Here is a 16,498-nt window from a genome sequence, read left to right on the forward strand (position 1 = left end):
GGATCACGACGGCGCGCGGACAGGGTTCGTGGCCGCCGAAGTCCCGTTACTGGCCGGTCGGGTCCTCTCCCCCGACGCGCCCCGCCCGTTACCGTCTGTCACACCCGCGATGAACAGCACCTGTTGACACCTGCGAGGGAGAAGGCATGCGGTTCCCCACAACGCGCTCGAGGGCAGTCTCCCTGCTGCTCGCCGGATCGCTCGGCGCCCTGACCCTGGCCACCGTACCCGGCGCCGTTCCCGCCGGCGCCGCCGCGCCGCAGAGCACGGCCGGTGACGATGCGGTGTATCTCGTCGGCCGGGGCATCGCCGATGTGACCGGTGAGGCCGCCGAGGTCGGCATGATGGGCTACTCCAGTTTCGAGCAGAAGGCGACCGGCATCCATCAGCGGCAGCGCTCACGGGCGTTCGTGGTCGCGGACGGGACCGGCGGCAGCCGGGTCGTCTATGTCAACGCCGATCTCGGCATGATCTTCCAGTCGGTGCACCAGGGGGTGCTGGCGAAGTTGAAGCAGCGGTACGGCTCGCTGTACACCGAGCGGAACGTGCTGCTGTCCGCGACCCACACCCACGCCGGTTCCGGCGGGCACTCCCACCATGTCGCGTACAACCTGGCGTCGCTCGGCTTCCAGAAGGCCACCTACCGTGCGATCGTCGACGGCATCGTCGAGTCGGTGGTGGAGGCCCACGATGACCTGAAGCCGGGGACGATCGCCCTCGGCCGGGGCGAGTTGACGAACGCGAGCGTCAACCGGTCCAAGGTGGCGTTCGACCGGAACCCCGCCGCAGACAAGGCGGCGTTCCCCGGCGCGATCGACCCGGCGATGACGGTGCTGCGATTCCGGCAGGGCGGCAGCGACATCGGCGCGATCAGCTGGTTCGCCACCCACAACACATCGCTCACGAACAAGAACACCCTCCTCAGCCCGGACAACAAGGGTTATGCCGCCTACGAGTGGGAGCACGACGAGAAGGGCGTGCGCTACCTGGACGACACGAAGGGTTTCGTCGCCGCGTTCCCCAACACCAACGCGGGCGACATGTCGCCGAACCTGAACCTCAAGCCGGGCTCGGGGCCCACGGAGGACGAGTTCGAGAACACCCGGATCATCGGCGACCGGCAGTTCACCAAGGCGCGGGAGATCCACGACGCCGCGCGCACCCCGGTGGCAGGCAGCGTCGACGCGCGGATGCGGTTCGTGAACATGGAGGAGGTGACGGTCTCCGGCAGGTACACCCCGGACGGCAGGGAGCACCGCACCTGCCCGGCGATGGTCGGCGCCTCCACCCTGGCGGGCAGCGTGGAGGACGGGCCCGCGATTCCCGGGTTCACCGAGGGCATGAACAGTCCCGTCGCCAAGCTGCTGGAGCCGTTCCGCATCGAACCGCCCGAGTGGCTGGTGGGCTGCCAGTATCCGAAGGCGAATCTGGTGCCCACGGGTCTGATCTCCTCGGTGGTCCCGGCGACACCCAAGGTCCTGCCGGTGCAGATCGTCAAGATCGGGCAGCTCTACCTGGTGGCGGGCCCGGCGGAGTACACGATCGTCTCCGGGCTGCGCATCCGCAGATCGGTTGCCCAGGAGCTCGGCGTGCCGGTGGAGAACGTCGTGATACAGGGCTACGCGAACGCCTACAGCCAGTACGTGACAACGCCGGAGGAGTACGACCTCCAGCAGTACGAGGGCGCGTCGACGCTCTACGGCCGCCACACGCTGGGCGCCTTCCAGCAGGAGTTCAGCAGGCTCGCGGCCTCGCTGAGGGACGGCACGGACACGGACCGCGGCCCGGCACCGCCCGACCTGTCGGACGGCCAGATCACACTCCAGACCGGTGTGGTGATGGACAACCCGCCCTCGGGCACGGCGTTCGGCGACGTGCTGACCGAGCCCGCCGGGTCGTACGCGCCCGGCGAGACGGTGACGGCGGAGTTCGTGACCGGTCATCCGAAGAACAACCTCCGCCGCGGCGGGTCGTTCCTTGAGGTGCAGCGGCTCGTGGACCGGCAGTGGGTGCGTGAGCGGGACGACGGCGACTGGGACACCACCTACCGCTGGGTGCGGATCAACGGCGTGGCCGGCACCTCGAAGGCGGTGATCACCTGGAGGCCCGCGGCCGGGACTGCTGCCGGGACCTACCGGATCGTGCACCATGGCGACTGGAAGAGCCTGTTCGGCAAGGTCACCGCGTTCACCGGCGTGACGAAGCCGTTCACGGTCCGCTGACCCGGGCCGGGCCACGGAGGGTGAAGGGGCCACCGGCCGGTCCGGCCGGTGCCCCCTTCGGTGTCAGTCCGCCGCGGTGAGCTGCTCCAGCGTGCGCTCCAGCCCCGGCAGCGCGGATCGGGCTTCGTCGGTGTCCGAAGACGACACCTCCGCGATCAGGGCGCGTACCCGGGCAACGGCCTCGTCGGCGCGACGCAGTTCGCGCTCCGTCCAGGCCGTGCGGACCACGCAGCGGACGCGCTCGTCCAGGACGACGGGGCCGAGAGCCGCGTAGGCGGCAGCCGCCTTGTCCAGCAGCTCCACGGCTTCGCCGCGGACCCGGTCCGCTTCAAAGACGTGCTCCGCGTCGGACGGGCCCGCCGGATCCTGAACCGCGTCGTCCGCGCCGGCGACCGCGTCGTCGCCCTCGCCCTGGTCCTCGTCCTCGTCCTCGTCCTCGTCCTCGCCCTGGTCCTCGTCCTCGTCCTCGTCCTCGTAGAGCGGCTCCAGGAGCAGTTCGGCCGTCTGCGCCCAGGTTCGCGCACGCTCCACAAGGAGTTCGGCGCTCGGGTCGTCGCCGTCGACCGCCTCCAGTGCGCGCGCCATCAGATCCCGCGCGCCGTCCGCCCTGCCCTGCTGGACCTCCAGCCAGGCCAGGGACCGCAGCACCCGCGCGCATGCGCCCGGTTCGCCGACGGCCTGCCACAGACCGGCGGCGCGGTGGTAGGCGGCCGACGCCTCGTCGAGCAGTCCCGCGCCCGACAGGCACTCGGCGGCCATCGTGGCCAGTTGGGCGTGCGGACGGTCGTCGTCCCAGCCCTTGGCCACGTCCGCGGCGAGCAGATACTGCTCGGCTGCGGCCCGGTGGTCGCCGAGCGCGCGCAGACTGCGGGCGAGCACGTCGCGGGACTGCACCGCCTGTTCGTCGCCGAGCCGCACCAGGTCGGGCAGGGCCGACTCCATCACTTCGGCCGCCTCGGCCGCGCGGCCCGAGGCGGCGTACGCCTGGGCGAGGACATGCCGCGCGTAAGCGCCCGAGACCGCGGTGTCGCCCGCGGCGTCGAACCAGTGCGACGCCTCAAGGGCTTGGGCAGCCGCCTCGTCCCCCTTGCCGTCGATCTGCTGGAGAACCTCCGCCAGGGTGAGCCGTATCCTCCCCAGCTCCTCCGGCGCGACGAGTTCGGCGCTGTGCTCCAGGGCGGCCCGAGCGCTCTCCTCAGCCTGCTCAGGGTGCCCCAGGAGGTGCAGGAGGGAGGCGCGGCGGGCCAGGGGCTCCGCCGCGTCCCAGGGGCGGCCGGCGTCGAGGCAGCGCTGCGCCGCCGAGGCGAACAGGGCATCGGCCCCGGCCGCGTCCCCGCTGCGCCACGCCTGTTCGGCCCGGGCCTGCTCGGCCTCGGCCACCAGGTCGTCCACGCCCGCTGCGCCGACACCCGCACCCTCACCCGCGCCGTCGCCGAACTCGGCGACGAAGGCGGCCAGACCGGCGTCGAGGCGCTCGTGGACATGGTGGTGTTCTTGGTGTTCTTGGTGTTCGTGGCCGTGCTGCTCCTCGTGTCCTGCGTCGCCACCGCTCTCGCCGTGGGTGAGGACGGGCTCCAGCTTGACGCCCGTCAGCGCGACCGACGCGATGCGCCGCCGTCTGGTCGGATCGGCCGGATCCAGTGCGCGCGCCGACGCCTCGGCGGTCGTCAGGAGTTCACGGACCTCCTCGGGTGATGCGTCGCCCTGAACTGCCGCGTAGAGGACGCGCAGCTCGTTGAGAGCGGCGCGGCTGGGGTCGCCGACCGCGCGGTAGGCCGCGACGACCTGCTCGAACAGCCCCCGGGCCATGGGTGCCTCGCCCTTGCGCGCCACACTGAGGGCCTGGTGCTCCTGCACCTCGGCCGCGAGCAGCGGATCGGGTGCGTCCTCGCCGGCGGATACAAGCGCCTCGATACGGTCCCACAGGGACGCCGCCCGGGGGTGGCCCTGCGCCCTCAGCGCCCGTGCTTCCGCGGCCAGTTCGGCCACGGTCGGGTCGGGCCGGGCGTCGGCCACGGTCGAGTCGGGCCGGGCCGGGGCGGCGGGCACGGACACAGGCGTGACAGGTGCGGCCTGTGTGAGGTGCGTGGTCCGCACCCCCAGGGGCAGACGATCGGTGAGCGGCTCGCGCTCCAGCCGCTCGGCGAGCCGGCGCGAGACGACATCGCTGCCGTTGCGCGCGTCGAAACGGTCCGCGATGGACCGGGTCTGGGCGTCCAGGAGGTCGTGGAGTTCGGCTACGGTGCGCCCGGCTCCCCCGTACGCGACAGCCGGTTCGTCCGCCAGACCGAGTCGCAGCAGCCGGCGCAGCAGGACGAGCACCCCGGTGAACAGCTGCTGCCGAGCCCAGGGGTTGCCGTCGGAGGCGAGGTGGGCGGCATGCTCGGCGAGCAGTTCGAGGCCGCGGCCCTCGTTGCCGGTGAGGGCGCAGAACTCGATGTGCTGGCCGATCGAGGGCAGGAGGCTTTCGTTGCCCCGCGTCATGCGGTATCCGCGCAGGTGGTTGGCGCGGGCCTGGTCGATACGGCCCGTGCGCACCAGGGGCAGGAGGGACTTGGCGAGGACGCGGTGCGGCTCCTCCATGCAGCTGGAGTGGCCGCCGAGGACGGGCTCCCAGATGCGCAGGGCCTTGTCGTCCTGGCCCTGATCGAGCCAGAACTGGCCCTGCTCGTTCAGTTCGCAGGCGTGGCAGTTGGCCATCCGGTCGCGGTCGGCCGCGGTCCACGCGGCGAACGCGCGGGCGGCGCGCACGGTGTCGCCAGTGTCATTGGCGAGCTCGAACTCCGCCTGGCGCACCGCCCGTTCGCTGAAACCGGCGATGCGGTAGCGGCGCTCCATCTCGGCGAGCCACTGCTCCATGGTCGCTAGCGGCATCTCGGGGAGCGTCAGCATGCCGGAGCTGACCCACTTGAACATCCAGTGGAAGGTGTGGGTGTCGTGGGCTCCGAAGGCGGCGGGGTCGCGGTCCCATTCCTGGAGGAGGCGCGCGAAGGGGACCATCATCTTGCCGCGCTCGGTGCTGTACTCGTACGCCTTGATCAGGCCGAAGAGGGCCCTGCGGATCACATGGCCCTCGCCGGTGGACTCGGCCGCCGCGACGAGCTCCTCGGCGCGTGCGTTGCGCAGGAGGCCGTTGGGCGCGGACTCGTTCTCCCACAGGGCGCGCTGGATCTCCTCAACGCTCGGGTGAGTGGTCACTTGTCGCCCTCCTCGGACGTGTCGGTCTGCCGGGCGGTGACGGGGTGCGTGGCCCACTCGAGGAGGCCGAGGAAGGCGCGGTTGAGCAGTGAACTGTCGGCGGGGCGCAGCGGGCGCTGGGCCATGAGGAGAGCCTGTCCGTAGAGCGACTCGACAGCGGTTCCGGCGAGTTCGCCGTCGGTGATGGCGGCGATCCGGCGGACCAGGGGATTGTTGTGGTTGAGGACGAGGCGTGCGCGCGGCGCGGAGCCGCGCAGTGCGCCGAGGATGTCGCTCCACAGGGCGTCCGCGCCTTCTTCGGCGGCTGCGCGGTCCCGCTCGTGGCGGGCCTGGCGGTCGTCGAGGAAGAGGGCCGGCACGGTCACGGGCTGGAAGGCGCGCAGGGTGACGTCGCAGCCGAGGGCGTCGAGCCGGGTCCTGGCTGTGGCGAGGAAGCCGGCGAGGGCGAGCTCCTGCCGCGGCTCGACCGGGTCGAGCTGCGCGGTGACGGCGCCCGCGTCGAGCTCGCTCACGGTGACGTCCTGCCTGACCTGCGGGAGAAGCGCGATCAGGTCGGCGTCGTAGGTGTATCCGCCGTTGACGACGCCGAGGCCGTGGGCCGCGGCGATGGGCGAGACCTGGCGGAACTCCTCGACGGTAGGTGTGAAGTGGACGTGCGGGTGAGCGCTGACGAACTCGTCGAGGGTGACCTGCCCGTCGGTCGTCTCGAACGGCAGCCAGGGCAGCATCAGGGCGAACAGGTCCGCGTCGTGGCGTGCCATCGACTTGACGCCCAGGTGGTGCACGGCCAGGAAGGACGCTAGCCGGTCGGGCTCGCCCGCGGCGAGCTCGGCGAGCCACTGGCGGATCCGGACGCCGAGCGCCTCGCGCACGGCGGCGAGTGTCTCGTCGTCGTACAGGTTCTCCCGGGACGCCGTGGGGCGCAGGGTGTCGGTGTCGAGGACGACGCGGACGAAGAACGCCCAGTCGGGCAGGAGGTTGTCCGCCCGGTCGGTGAGCAGCATGCCTTTGAGGTAGACCCGGTGGACGGCGCGGTGGGCGGGGCTGGTTGCGGCGGGCAGCACGTAGGCCACGCCCCGTACGCCGGCGACCGGCAGGTCGAGGTCGATGGAGTCCAGCGGGCTGAAGCCGAAGACGCGGGAGCAGTGCCCGGCGAGCGCGACGCGGCGTGCGGTCGGTGTCGGGTGGGGGCGGTCCCAGGCGGCGGGCCGTTCGGTGACGGGCCGGTCCGTGGCGTCGGGGCCGGTGAAGGTGACGTCGTGGGGAAGCAGCGAGCCGAAGTTCTGGGCCAGTTCGAGGACGCGGTCGGGGTCGGTCCACTCCTCGGCGCCGATTCGGGGCTCCAGCCGGACGGTGGTGCCGGGCTCGGGGTGCGCCTCGTGCGGGAGGGTGCGCACGGTGTAGGAGCCGTCGTCGGTGGCGAGCCATTCGACGGGCGGCTCGTCCGGCTTGCGGGCGGAGCGGGAGACGACGCGGATCTGCCGGGCGACGACGAAGCAGGCGAGCAGTCCGATGCCGAACTGGCCGAGGAACTCCTGCCGTGCGTTCTCCAGGCCGTCGCGCTTGGAACTGCGGCCGATGGTGGCGAGCAGGGTGTGCACCTCGTCGGAGGTGAGGCCGATACCGGAGTCCTGCATGACGACGGCGTCGCCGGTGGCGGTGAGGCGGATCCGCTGCGGCGCGCCGGGGTCGTGGGCGAGGCGGGCGGTGACGGCGTCCACGGCGTTCTGCAGCAGCTCGCGGACGTAGACGCGGGGACTGGAGTAGAGGTGGTGGGAGAGCAGGTCGACGAGGCCGCGCAGGTCGACCTGGAAGGAGTTGACCGACGGCGCGGCGGTCGCGGGCCCGGGCGCCGCGGGCGCGTGGGCCGGACTGGTCGCGGATCCGGGCGGAGGTGCCGTAGACCCGGGCGGAGGTGCCGCGGATCCGGAGGGAAATGCGGCGGATTCGGGCGAGTGCATGTTCATAGGCGCATGGGGCGACCGCACGGCTCCGGACGGTCGCCGTGGGTGCGGGTCGGGCGATCGCGGGGTCCCCCCCTCACGAATCGCGATGGGCCCGGCCCTGGTCCCGGCCGTGCGGATACGCGGGCATGCGGGCACGCGCGGCACGGTCGAGGAGGACTCGGAATTGATGACCATGGTAAGGACGGCCACTGACAATGCCCATAGGGTTTCGCTCCCGATCGTCCACCTGACGACTGTGCGGGCGGGCGTCGTAGGCTGGTGTCATGACGGAGCGCAAGCCGCCGGGCGTGAGTTTCGAGTCCTTTGTCGACAAGCAGATCCGCGACGCCGCCGAACGGGGCGAGTTCGCGGAGCTGGCCGGTTTCGGCAAGCCCCTGCCGGACGGGGACGCCGCCTACGACGAGTTGTGGTGGGTCAAGCGGAAGATGCACCGGGAGGGCCTGTCCGTTCTCCCACCCGCCCTCGCGCTGCGCAAGGAGGCGGAGGACGCGCTGGAGAAGGCCGTTCGGTCACCGTCGGAGTCGGCGGTACGCCGCATCGTCGCGGAGATCAATGAGAAGATCAGGGCGATGCTGCTGCGTCCCCCGCCGGGACCGCCGCTGGGACTGAAGCCCTTCGACGCGGACGCGGTCGTCGAGGAGTGGCGGCGGGCCCGGTCCTGAAAAAGCGGCCGCGCGGCGGCCCCTCCGGTCCGCAGGAAGGGCGAGCCGGCGGGCCTTCGGTCCGCCGGCCCTGACGGGCGGGGGAGTCTGCGAGCGGGGCGGAACGCTTCGTTTCCCTTGACGGGCGGAGGCCAATGCCTGGGGAACCGGGGTTTGACCGGCGAGGGTCATGCCCGGGGGCGGGGCCGCTCCCCGGCCGGCGGTCAGACCGGTTCGGCGCCCAGCCACGCCGCGACGGCACGAGCGATCGGCTGCCCGGTCTCCAGCTCGATGAAGCCGAACTGACCGCCCTGGTTGCACTCCAGGAACCACCATGTGCCCTCCGCGTCCTCCGCGAAGTCGAAGGCCCCGTACGCGATATCGGCGTGCTTCTTGTAGGTCTCGACGGCCCGGGCGATCGGTACGGGCACCTCCACGGGCTCCCAGGTGTGGTCCGTGTCCCCGAACCGGCCGTCGACCTGATCGGCTTCGGCGACCTTGCGTGCGGCGAAGTGCGTCTCGCCGACGCTGGTCAGTCGGATGTCGGCGCGTTTGGGGATGTAGCGCTGCAACAGGGTGGGGGCCGCGGCGACGCCGGAGAAGTCGGCGTCGGGCGGGACCAGGGTCGTGGGCAGCGCCATGGGCGGGTCCCCCGGCGACTTGCCCGAGACGGATTTCACCACCACCTGCCGGTACTGCTCGGCGAACTGGCGGGCGATCGACGGATAGGTGGTGACGAGGGTCGCCGGCACCGGGAAGCCGCTGCGGTGGGCGATGCGCATCTGCCACGGCTTGCGCCGGGCCTTGGCGGCGGCGCTCGGATGGTTCATCCAGCGCGCCGCCGTGGAGTCGAGCATTCCGTACAGCGCGTGGCCGCTCTCGTCGGTCAGCCAGGCGGAGGGCTCATCGGCGTGTGCCGCAGGTTCGCCCGGCCTGCGGACCCATACCGAGCGCAGCCCTTCGACACTGGCCACGCGCCCGCCGGTGGACAGGTAGCCACGGAACTCCCCCCTTACGTACTCCGCGGACAGGGCGACGTCGCCGGGCAGGTCGCCCGGGTCGAGCCGCACGAGCGGCACGCCCTGTTGATGCAGTTCCGCCACCACCAGATCCGCGGTGACGTCCTCCTCGCACGTCAGAACCAACACCGTCACGGCGCGCGGTCCGGCTCAGTCGTCGAAGTGGGTCGCGGAACCCGCCTTGGACGTCGTCGTCCCCGCGGCGGCGAGCAGGGCCCGGTCCGCGATGGCCGGCCGCCCGTCGGGCAGGACGTTCAGCTGAAGCGCGGAGTCGTACGAGTAGGTGGCCAGGGCCGGGGCCGGCTCCGCGGGCCGTGCATAGGTCCACGCAAACGGTTTCATCTGCTACTTCCTCCCCTGCCCGTGCGGTCCGCCGGGCTCTCAAGTGACAGTACGTGACAAAGACGTCATAGTCTCAACACATAGAGTGACATTGTGAAAGTTGTTCACCGAAAAACCTTCGGATCCGAACCTGGCCCGCCGGAGACACGCCCCGCCGGAGCCATTCAGACAGACGCGTCACACGCCTCAGGGGTTTCAAGTCTTGGCCATGACGTGACGCAGATGACACGGCAATAGCCTCAAAGTACCGTAAGAGCCCCGCCGTTGAGAGAGGCGTGACGCGCGCATGTCTCAACAGCGGGGCTCTGGCTTGTTGTCAACCAGCCTGCGGCGAACCGCGGTTCGGCAAGCCGTACATCACGCGCTCGACGGACGCGTACGTCGCCCCGTGATCCGCCAGGGCCTCCGCGACCACACCAGGCCGGGCGGCGAGGGCGAGCAGCAGGTGCTCGGCGCCGATCGTGCGGTCACGCCGGCCGAGCGCGATCCGCAGCGACTTCTCCAGCACCCCCTTCGCGCCTGCCGTGAAAGGGCGATGGCCGGATCGCTTCCGGCGTCGGCCCGGCGTGCCGTACGCGAGCACACCCGCCCCATGAGCCTCCTCCGCGCTCGCGACGATCCGGTCGACATCGATACCGATGCCCGCGAGCGCCGCCTCGTCGGCCCTCGTCATGCCCCCGCGTCGGCGGGCCTCGGCGAGCGAGGACTCCAGGGCGTCGCGCCGGTCGAGGACCCCGAGGGTCCGGAGCGCGAACTCGGCCCGCCCGCCCGGCAGATCCAGCAGCGAGAGCAGCAGGTGCTCGTCGGTCACGGTCGGTGCGTCCGCCCGCTCGGCGCAGGCGACGGCACCGGTCACCACGGCCCGCGCATCGCGGGTGAATCGTTCGAACATCACTGCCTCCCGTACTTCTTGTGGACGGCCTGGCGACTCACTCCCAGTTCCGCCGCGATGTCCTGCCAGGACCAGCCCTGATGGCGGGCGCTTCGGACCTGCACGGTCTCCAGCTGCTCCAGGAGCCGGCGCAGCGCGGCGACGGCTCGCAGCCCGACGCGGGGGTCCCGGTCGCCGGCCCGTGCGGCGAGATCGGTTGCTTCGGTCATGACGTCAACCTACGTTGACATGTGTTTGAGCGTCAACCTTGATTGACACCTATCGCGTGGACGTGTCGGACACCGGGCCGGACCCCACGATGGACAGGGTGGGCAGTCGACCGAGGAGCGGAAACCGAGGAGCGGAACATGAAAAGCGCCGACCTGCTGGCAGACGCGTTCGACCGGGTGCGCGAGGTGGTCCACGAGGCCGTCGAGGGGCTCTCGGCCGACGACCTCGCGGCCCGGCTGGACAAGGGATCCAACTCGGTCGCCTGGCTCGTCTGGCATCTGACCCGTATCCAGGACGATCACGTGGCCGATGTCGCGGACCGGGAGCAGGTGTGGACCGCGCAGGGGTGGGCCGGCAGATTCGAGCTGCCGTTCGCCGATTCCGCGACGGGCTACGGGCACAGGTCCAAGGACGTGGCCGCTGTGCGCCCGGACTCCCCCGACCTGCTGCTCGGCTACCACGACGCCGTCCACGAGGAGACGCTGCGCTTTGTGCGCACCCTCGACAACACGGCGCTCGACCGGGTCGTCGACACGTCCTGGTCCCCGCCCGTCACCCTGGGCGTGCGCCTGATCAGTGTGATCTCCGACGACCTCCAGCATGCCGGGCAGGCGGCGTTCGTCCGCGGCAGCCTCGGCCGACGGCGGTCCTGACGCGCCGCCGGTCCCGGCCGTCGACGGTTGACGCGCCGGACGCCGGTCACGTTCCGTCGCACGCTTGTCATGCCACTGTGGCGGCGGCTCCCTCGCTGGTCGCCGCCGCCCGCAGGTGTCACGCTGGGACGGGGGTCTTCGCCCGACGACTCGGGAGGGCCGATGGGACGTGACGTCCCGGCGCTGGTCTTCACCCGTGAGGACCGCCGCCGCTACCGGAACAAGATGCAGGCCTGTCTGGACACGTTCGCCCACATGCTGCGCGGGGCGAAATTCGAGTTCGAGCGGCCCCAGGTGGGGCTGGAGATCGAGCTGAACCTGGTCGACGACAGCGGCGAACCGGCGATGCGCAGCACCGATGTCCTGGAGGCCATCGCGGACCCGGCGTGGTCGACCGAACTGGGCCGGTTCAATCTGGAGATCAACATCTCGCCGCGCAGGCTGACGGCCGGCGGCCCCGACTCCTGGGAGCAGGAGATCCGCGACGCCCTCAACCATGCCGAGGAGCGCGCTTCGCAGGTCGGGGCGCATCTGGCCATGATCGGCATCCTGCCGACGCTGCGCCGCAGGGACGTAACCGAGGCGGCCCTGTCCGACAACCCGCGCTACCGGCTGCTCAACGAGCAGGTGTTCGCCGCGCGCGGTGAGGATCTGCGCATAGAGGTGGACGGCGTCGAGCGGCTGCGCACGTACGCGGACACGATCACTCCGGAGGCGGCGTGCACCAGCACCCAGTTCCATCTGCAGGTGGCCCCTGAGGAGTTCCCGGCCTACTGGAACGCGGCGCAGGCCATCGCCGGTGTACAGGTGGGGCTGGCCGCGAACTCCCCGTTCCTGTTCGGCAAGGAGCTCTGGCGCGAGACCCGCATCCCGCTGTTCGAGCAGGCGACGGACACCCGCCCGGAGGAGATCAAGGTGCAGGGCGTACGGCCCCGGGTGTGGTTCGGCGAGCGCTGGATCACCAGCGTCTTCGACCTCTTCGAGGAGAACGTGCGCTTCTTCCCCGCCCTGCTGCCGGTGTGCGACGACGAGGACCCGCAGGAGACCCTCGACGGCGGCGATGTGCCGGAGCTGTCCGAACTGACCCTGCACAACGGCACCATCTACCGGTGGAACCGTCCGATCTACGCCGTCGACCACGGCAAGCCGCACCTGCGCATCGAGAACCGGGTGCTCCCGGCGGGCCCGACGGTGGCCGACATCCTCGCCAACGGCGCGTTCTACTACGGCCTGACGCGCGCGCTCGTGGACGAGGAGCGGCCCGTGTGGTCACGGATGTCGTTCCAGGCCGCGGAGGACAATCTGCACGCGGCGGCCCGGCACGGGATCGATGCCCGTCTGTACTGGCCGGGCATGGGTGAAGTCCCCGTGTCCGAGCTGGTGTTGCGGCGACTGCTGCCGCTCGCGCACCGGGGCCTGGAAGCCTCGGGGATGGACGCGCCGTGGCGGGAGCCGCTGCTCGGCATCATCGAGCAGCGCTGTGTGACCGGCCGCAACGGGGCGGTGTGGCAGGCGGAGACGTTCCACCACATCGACCGGACCAGCAGGGTCGACCATCACGAGGCGCTGCGGCTGATGACGCAGCAGTACCTCGACTACATGCACCTCAACGCCCCGGCACACACCTGGCCGGTCGACTGACCGCCCCGAGAGCCCGGCATCAGCAAGGGCCGGGCGGTGCCGGGACCTCGTGCGCGAGGTGCCGGGAGACGGGGCCCTGTGGGGCCTGGGCGGACGGGCGTGCCGAGGGGCCGGCGACCGTTGGAAACCGCCGTGGGACCCGGCCCCTCACCAGTGCGCTCCGTGCGCGGCGGCTGTCACACGTCGGGGTAGATGTCCCCCGTGCTCATGCCGGACTCCTGCTCCGACTGGGCCTCAAGCCGCTGGGCCTTCTCCTTCAGCCGCTGGCGCTCCTTCGGGTCGCTGCTGCGCTCGGCGGCGGCGTTCAGCTCCTTCGCCTTCTCGCGCATCTGCCGGACCCGGCCGCGGGACTCGTCCGAAACGCTCATGATCACTCCTCGTGTTCCGTTTGAGCGGGTGTCCTCAGCGAATCAGCGCTCGGCGACGGGCGCATCTCGAGGCCGCCGGGGCGGCCGTTTCGGGCGGTGACGACCTCTTGCCGCGGTGTGTGCGGGCACGCTTCACTGTCGATCACCCCACAGGAGAATCCACCCACCCACACCGAAGGGTCTCCCTTGACTGCCCTGCCCCTACGTCCGATGGCCGTCACCGCTGCGGCCTGCGCCGTCGTACTCGCCGCCGCCCTGCCGTCGTCGGCGATCAACTCGTACAACGCGACGCCCGCGCCCGAGCGCACCGAAGTCGGTGCGCTGGTCGCCACCTGGGACGCCGACAACGATCCGGCGACCCCGGATCGCGTCGACTGGGTCTGCTCCGGCACCATGATCGACAAGGACACGTTCCTGACCGCCGCGCACTGCACCACCGACTGGCCCGAGAACGTGAAGTTCTATGTCTCCCTCGACCAGGACGTGCAGTCCGGTCTCGACAGGGCCGCCGCCCAGCACCCGGGCGACCCCGCGGCCGTGGCGCGGGCCGTCGGCGTCCAGGGCACGGCCCACAACCACCCGGAGTACCCGGGCCCGGCCGCCGACACGCACGACATCTCGGTGATCCAGCTGTCCGCCGCCCAGGTGGGAGCGCGCTGGTCGTTCACCCCGGCCTCGCTGCCGAAGGCCGGTGCTCTCGACGCTGCCGGAGCGCAGGGGCTCAAGGACACCTCGTTCCTCGTCGCCGGTTACGGCACCGAGGAGTCCCGGCGAGGTCCCGGCGGCCACACCCACCCGGGCGGAGGCGTCCGGATGAAGGCGCCGGTCACTTTCGACGCGCTCAACAACGCCTGGATACGCCTGGCGATGACCGCGCCGCAGGGCAACGGCGGTGCCTGTTACGGCGACTCGGGCGGCCCGAACTTCGCCGTACTGGGCGGGAAGCGGACCCTGGTGTCCACGACGATCACGGGTGACTCGCCGTGCTACGCGACGAACGTGACGTACCGTCTGGACACGCCGGGCGCCCGGGAGTTCCTGTCCCCCTTCACCCGGCTCCCGTAGCGGCCGCAGGCCCCGGCGACGGGGTGTGACCGTGGTGGGGGGCGCCTTGCCGCGCCCCCCACCACCCGCGCCCGGCCCGGCGGCGTGGCGCACGGTCAGGCGCTGCGGGCCAGGGCGTCGCGGGCGGCGTCGTGGGCGGCGCGCCGGTCGTCGGTGACCAGGCCGATGCGGGTGCGGCGGTCGAGGAGGTCGGATTCGTCGAGGGCTCCTTCGTGACGGACCGCCCAGACGAGTTCGGCGCCGGTGACGGGGTGGCCGGGAATCACGGGCCGTGCCAGGGACGGGTCCTTCAGGCCGAGGGCGTGGACGGCCGGAGCTTCGGCGCCGTACCGGCGGACGAGGCGGCGGGGCACGTCGAGCAGCGCGAGGGCGTGCGGGCTGTCGGCGCCGACGAGCGGGACACCGGCCGTGCGGCATGGGCCGCAGGCGAGCCCGCGGGCGAGGACGGCGGCGTCGACGGCGTCCTGGGCCATGCGCCGGTAGGTGGTGAGTTTTCCGCCGACGACGGTGACGATGCCGTCGGGCGAGGTGAGGACCGCGTGCTTGCGGGAGATGTCGGCGGTGCGGCCGGGGCCGCCGTCCGTGTCGAGCAGGGGGCGCAGTCCTGCGAACGCTCCGATGACGTCCGCGCGGCCGACGGTGACGTCCAGGGCGGAGCCGAGGACGTCGAGGAGGAAACCGATGTCCGTCTCGGGCACATCGGGCACATCGGGAACGCTGCCGTCGACCGGTTCGTCGGTCAGGCCGACGTAGACGCGGCCGTCGCCCTGCGGGAGGACGAGGACGAAGCGGTTGGTCTCGCCGGGGATCGGGATGTGCATGCCCGCGGAGAGGCTGCCGAGATCGTCCGAGCGCAGCACGAGGTGGGTGCCCCGGGAGGGGCGCAGCCGGATGTCGTCGACGAGGCCCCCGGCCCAGACCCCGGCGGCGTTGATGACGGTGCGCGCGCGGATGCGCAGTTCCTCGCCGGTGGTCTCGTCGCGGACGAGCGCACCGGTGCCGGTGAGTGCCACGGCGCGGACGCGGGTGAGCACGCGGGCGCCGTGGGCGGCGGCGGTCCGGGCGATCGCGGTCACCAGGCGGGCGTCATCGGTGAGTTGGCCGTCCCAGGACAGCAGTCCGCCGCGCAGGCCGGTGGCGCGCAGGGCGGGCGCCAGGTGGCGGGTCTCCACTGCGGACAGGGCGCGCGGTGCGGGCAGGGTGGCGCGTGAGGTGCGGGCGGAGGCGCGCAGCAGGTCGCCGGCCCGGAAGCCGGCCCGGGCCAGCGCGGCCTGGCCGCGGCTGACGAGCGGGGTCAGGGGCAGGACGAAGGGCTGGGCGCGGACCAGGTGGGGGGCGGTGCGTTCCATGAGGACGCCGCGTTCGACGGCGCTTTCGTGGGCAACGTCGAGCTGGCCGGTGGCGAGGTAGCGCAGTCCGCCGTGGATGAGCTTGGAGCTCCAGCGTGAGGTGCCGAAGGCGAGGTCGTGTGCGTCGACGGCGGCGACGGTGAGGCCACGGGAGGCGGCGTCGAGCGCGGCTCCGGCTCCGGTGGCGCCGAGGCCGACGACGAGGACGTCGACGTCGGTGCCGTCGGCGAGTTCGGCCAGTTCGCGGCGGCGCCGTGCGGCGTTGAGGGAGGAGGCGGACAGAGCGCTGCTCGGGCGGTTCATGGGGTGAGGGTCCTCTCCAGTAGGGTCCGCAGCTCCCCGAGGAAGGCGGTGTCGCTCAGGTGGGGGTCACCCTCGTCCGTCATCGTGCGCAGCGAGAGCGCGAAGGACTGGACGACGAGCAGCAGTGAGCGCGCCTGCAGGTCGGTGTGCACGCGGCGGACGGAGCCGTCCTCGTGGCCCTCGGCGAGCGCCGTCGTGATGAGGCCGAGGAGGGCGTCCTGGCTGGCGCCCCGGCGGTCGAGGACGTAGGGCAGGAGCAGTTCGGGGTCCACGTCGAGGATCTTGTGGAACAGCGGGTGGGCGCGGAACTCGGCGACCCCCGCGACGAGCCCGTCGACGATGCGCGCCCGGACGGGCGTGCCGGCGGCGTCGGGCATGGCCCCGACGGCGACGGCGATCCACTCGCGGGTCATCAGGTCTCCGACGAGCGTGCGCACGTCGGGCCAGCGGCGGTAGATCGTCATCCGGGACACCCCGGCGCGCCGGGCCACGTCGGTCAGGGTCGTGCGGCGTACGCCGACGGCGAGGACGCAGTCGCGTGCCGCGTCGAGCACGGGATCCGCGTCCGCATGGTTGTGACGAATGGGCGTCATCTGTCACAGTGTAATGCAGTGCCGGCCGCGTGGCA

14 protein-coding genes are annotated in these 16,498 nt (G+C 71.8%); 5 read left to right on the forward strand and 9 right to left on the reverse strand.

The genetic code is table 11. The features are described from left to right. The first annotated feature begins 146 nt into the window (after positions 1-146). On the forward strand, positions 147-2,222 hold the full coding sequence (locus J7E88_RS11770; protein WP_215179861.1) for a neutral/alkaline ceramidase: 2,076 nt from the start codon (positions 147-149) through the stop codon (positions 2,220-2,222). A 63-nt stretch (positions 2,223-2,285) separates the two neighbouring features. Here the strand turns inward: J7E88_RS11770 and J7E88_RS11775 are convergent, their stop codons facing one another. Both J7E88_RS11775 and J7E88_RS11780 read right to left on the reverse strand, forming a co-directional pair. Then, complete coding sequence (locus J7E88_RS11775; protein ID WP_215179863.1) at positions 2,286-5,420, reverse strand: tetratricopeptide repeat protein; 3,135 nt, start codon at positions 5,418-5,420, stop codon at positions 2,286-2,288. After that, complete coding sequence (locus J7E88_RS11780) at positions 5,417-7,387, reverse strand: HSP90 family protein (protein ID WP_251022461.1); 1,971 nt, start codon at positions 7,385-7,387, stop codon at positions 5,417-5,419. Before J7E88_RS11780 ends, J7E88_RS11775 begins: the two co-directional genes overlap by 4 nt. A 263-nt stretch (positions 7,388-7,650) precedes the next feature. Between J7E88_RS11780 and J7E88_RS11785 the strand changes: the two genes are divergently transcribed. Then, entirely contained in the window at positions 7,651-8,049 is a 399-nt protein-coding gene (locus tag J7E88_RS11785; RefSeq protein WP_215179864.1) for a DUF1992 domain-containing protein, read from the forward strand. A 203-nt stretch (positions 8,050-8,252) separates the two neighbouring features. Here J7E88_RS11785 and tgmB read toward each other — a convergent pair whose 3' ends face one another. From tgmB to J7E88_RS11805, 4 genes are all read right to left on the reverse strand, one after another. Further along, positions 8,253-9,182: an ATP-grasp ribosomal peptide maturase gene (gene tgmB / locus J7E88_RS11790; protein ID WP_215179865.1), complete on the reverse strand. Its 930-nt coding sequence runs from the start codon at positions 9,180-9,182 to the stop codon at positions 8,253-8,255. A gap of 15 nt (positions 9,183-9,197) precedes the next feature. Further along, the gene (tgmA, locus tag J7E88_RS11795; RefSeq protein WP_215179866.1) at positions 9,198-9,389 is read right to left on the reverse strand and encodes a putative ATP-grasp-modified RiPP; all 192 of its coding nucleotides are present in this window, start codon (positions 9,387-9,389) and stop codon (positions 9,198-9,200) included. Between the two features lie 316 nt (positions 9,390-9,705). Beyond that, positions 9,706-10,281 carry a Clp protease N-terminal domain-containing protein gene (locus J7E88_RS11800; protein ID WP_215179868.1) on the reverse strand — a complete coding sequence of 192 codons (576 nt, stop codon included), beginning with the start codon at positions 10,279-10,281 and terminating at the stop codon, positions 9,706-9,708. Continuing rightward, positions 10,281-10,490, reverse strand: coding sequence for an HTH domain-containing protein (locus tag J7E88_RS11805; protein WP_215179870.1), 210 nt, complete (start codon positions 10,488-10,490; stop codon positions 10,281-10,283). The genes J7E88_RS11800 and J7E88_RS11805 overlap by 1 nt, the downstream gene beginning before the upstream one ends. Positions 10,491-10,628: 138 nt before the next feature. Between J7E88_RS11805 and J7E88_RS11810 the strand changes: the two genes are divergently transcribed. Both J7E88_RS11810 and J7E88_RS11815 read left to right on the forward strand, forming a co-directional pair. Beyond that, positions 10,629-11,144, forward strand: a complete 516-nt coding sequence (locus J7E88_RS11810) for a DUF664 domain-containing protein (protein WP_215179871.1) — start codon at positions 10,629-10,631, stop codon at positions 11,142-11,144. Between the two features lie 162 nt (positions 11,145-11,306). Then, positions 11,307-12,785 (forward strand): glutamate-cysteine ligase family protein, encoded by a 1,479-nt coding sequence (locus tag J7E88_RS11815; RefSeq protein ID WP_215179873.1) that lies wholly within the window; start codon positions 11,307-11,309, stop codon positions 12,783-12,785. A 176-nt stretch (positions 12,786-12,961) separates the two neighbouring features. Here the strand turns inward: J7E88_RS11815 and J7E88_RS11820 are convergent, their stop codons facing one another. After that, positions 12,962-13,153 carry a DUF6381 family protein gene (locus tag J7E88_RS11820; protein WP_215179875.1) on the reverse strand — a complete coding sequence of 64 codons (192 nt, stop codon included), beginning with the start codon at positions 13,151-13,153 and terminating at the stop codon, positions 12,962-12,964. A gap of 210 nt (positions 13,154-13,363) precedes the next feature. On the opposite strand from J7E88_RS11820, the gene J7E88_RS11825 reads away from it, so the two are divergent. After that, positions 13,364-14,218, forward strand: a complete 855-nt coding sequence (locus J7E88_RS11825; protein WP_215179877.1) for a trypsin-like serine protease — start codon at positions 13,364-13,366, stop codon at positions 14,216-14,218. 95 nt (positions 14,219-14,313) lie between these two features. Here J7E88_RS11825 and J7E88_RS11830 read toward each other — a convergent pair whose 3' ends face one another. Further along, entirely contained in the window at positions 14,314-15,870 is a 1,557-nt protein-coding gene (locus J7E88_RS11830) for a glycerol-3-phosphate dehydrogenase/oxidase (protein WP_215179879.1), read from the reverse strand. Beyond that, complete coding sequence (locus J7E88_RS11835) at positions 15,867-16,463, reverse strand: TetR/AcrR family transcriptional regulator (RefSeq protein WP_215179881.1); 597 nt, start codon at positions 16,461-16,463, stop codon at positions 15,867-15,869. Before J7E88_RS11835 ends, J7E88_RS11830 begins: the two co-directional genes overlap by 4 nt. Positions 16,464-16,498: the final 35 nt, after the last annotated feature.

Origin of the sequence: Streptomyces sp. ISL-10 (assembly GCF_018614575.1) — a bacterium.
Classification (GTDB): Bacteria; Actinomycetota; Actinomycetes; order Streptomycetales; family Streptomycetaceae; genus Streptomyces.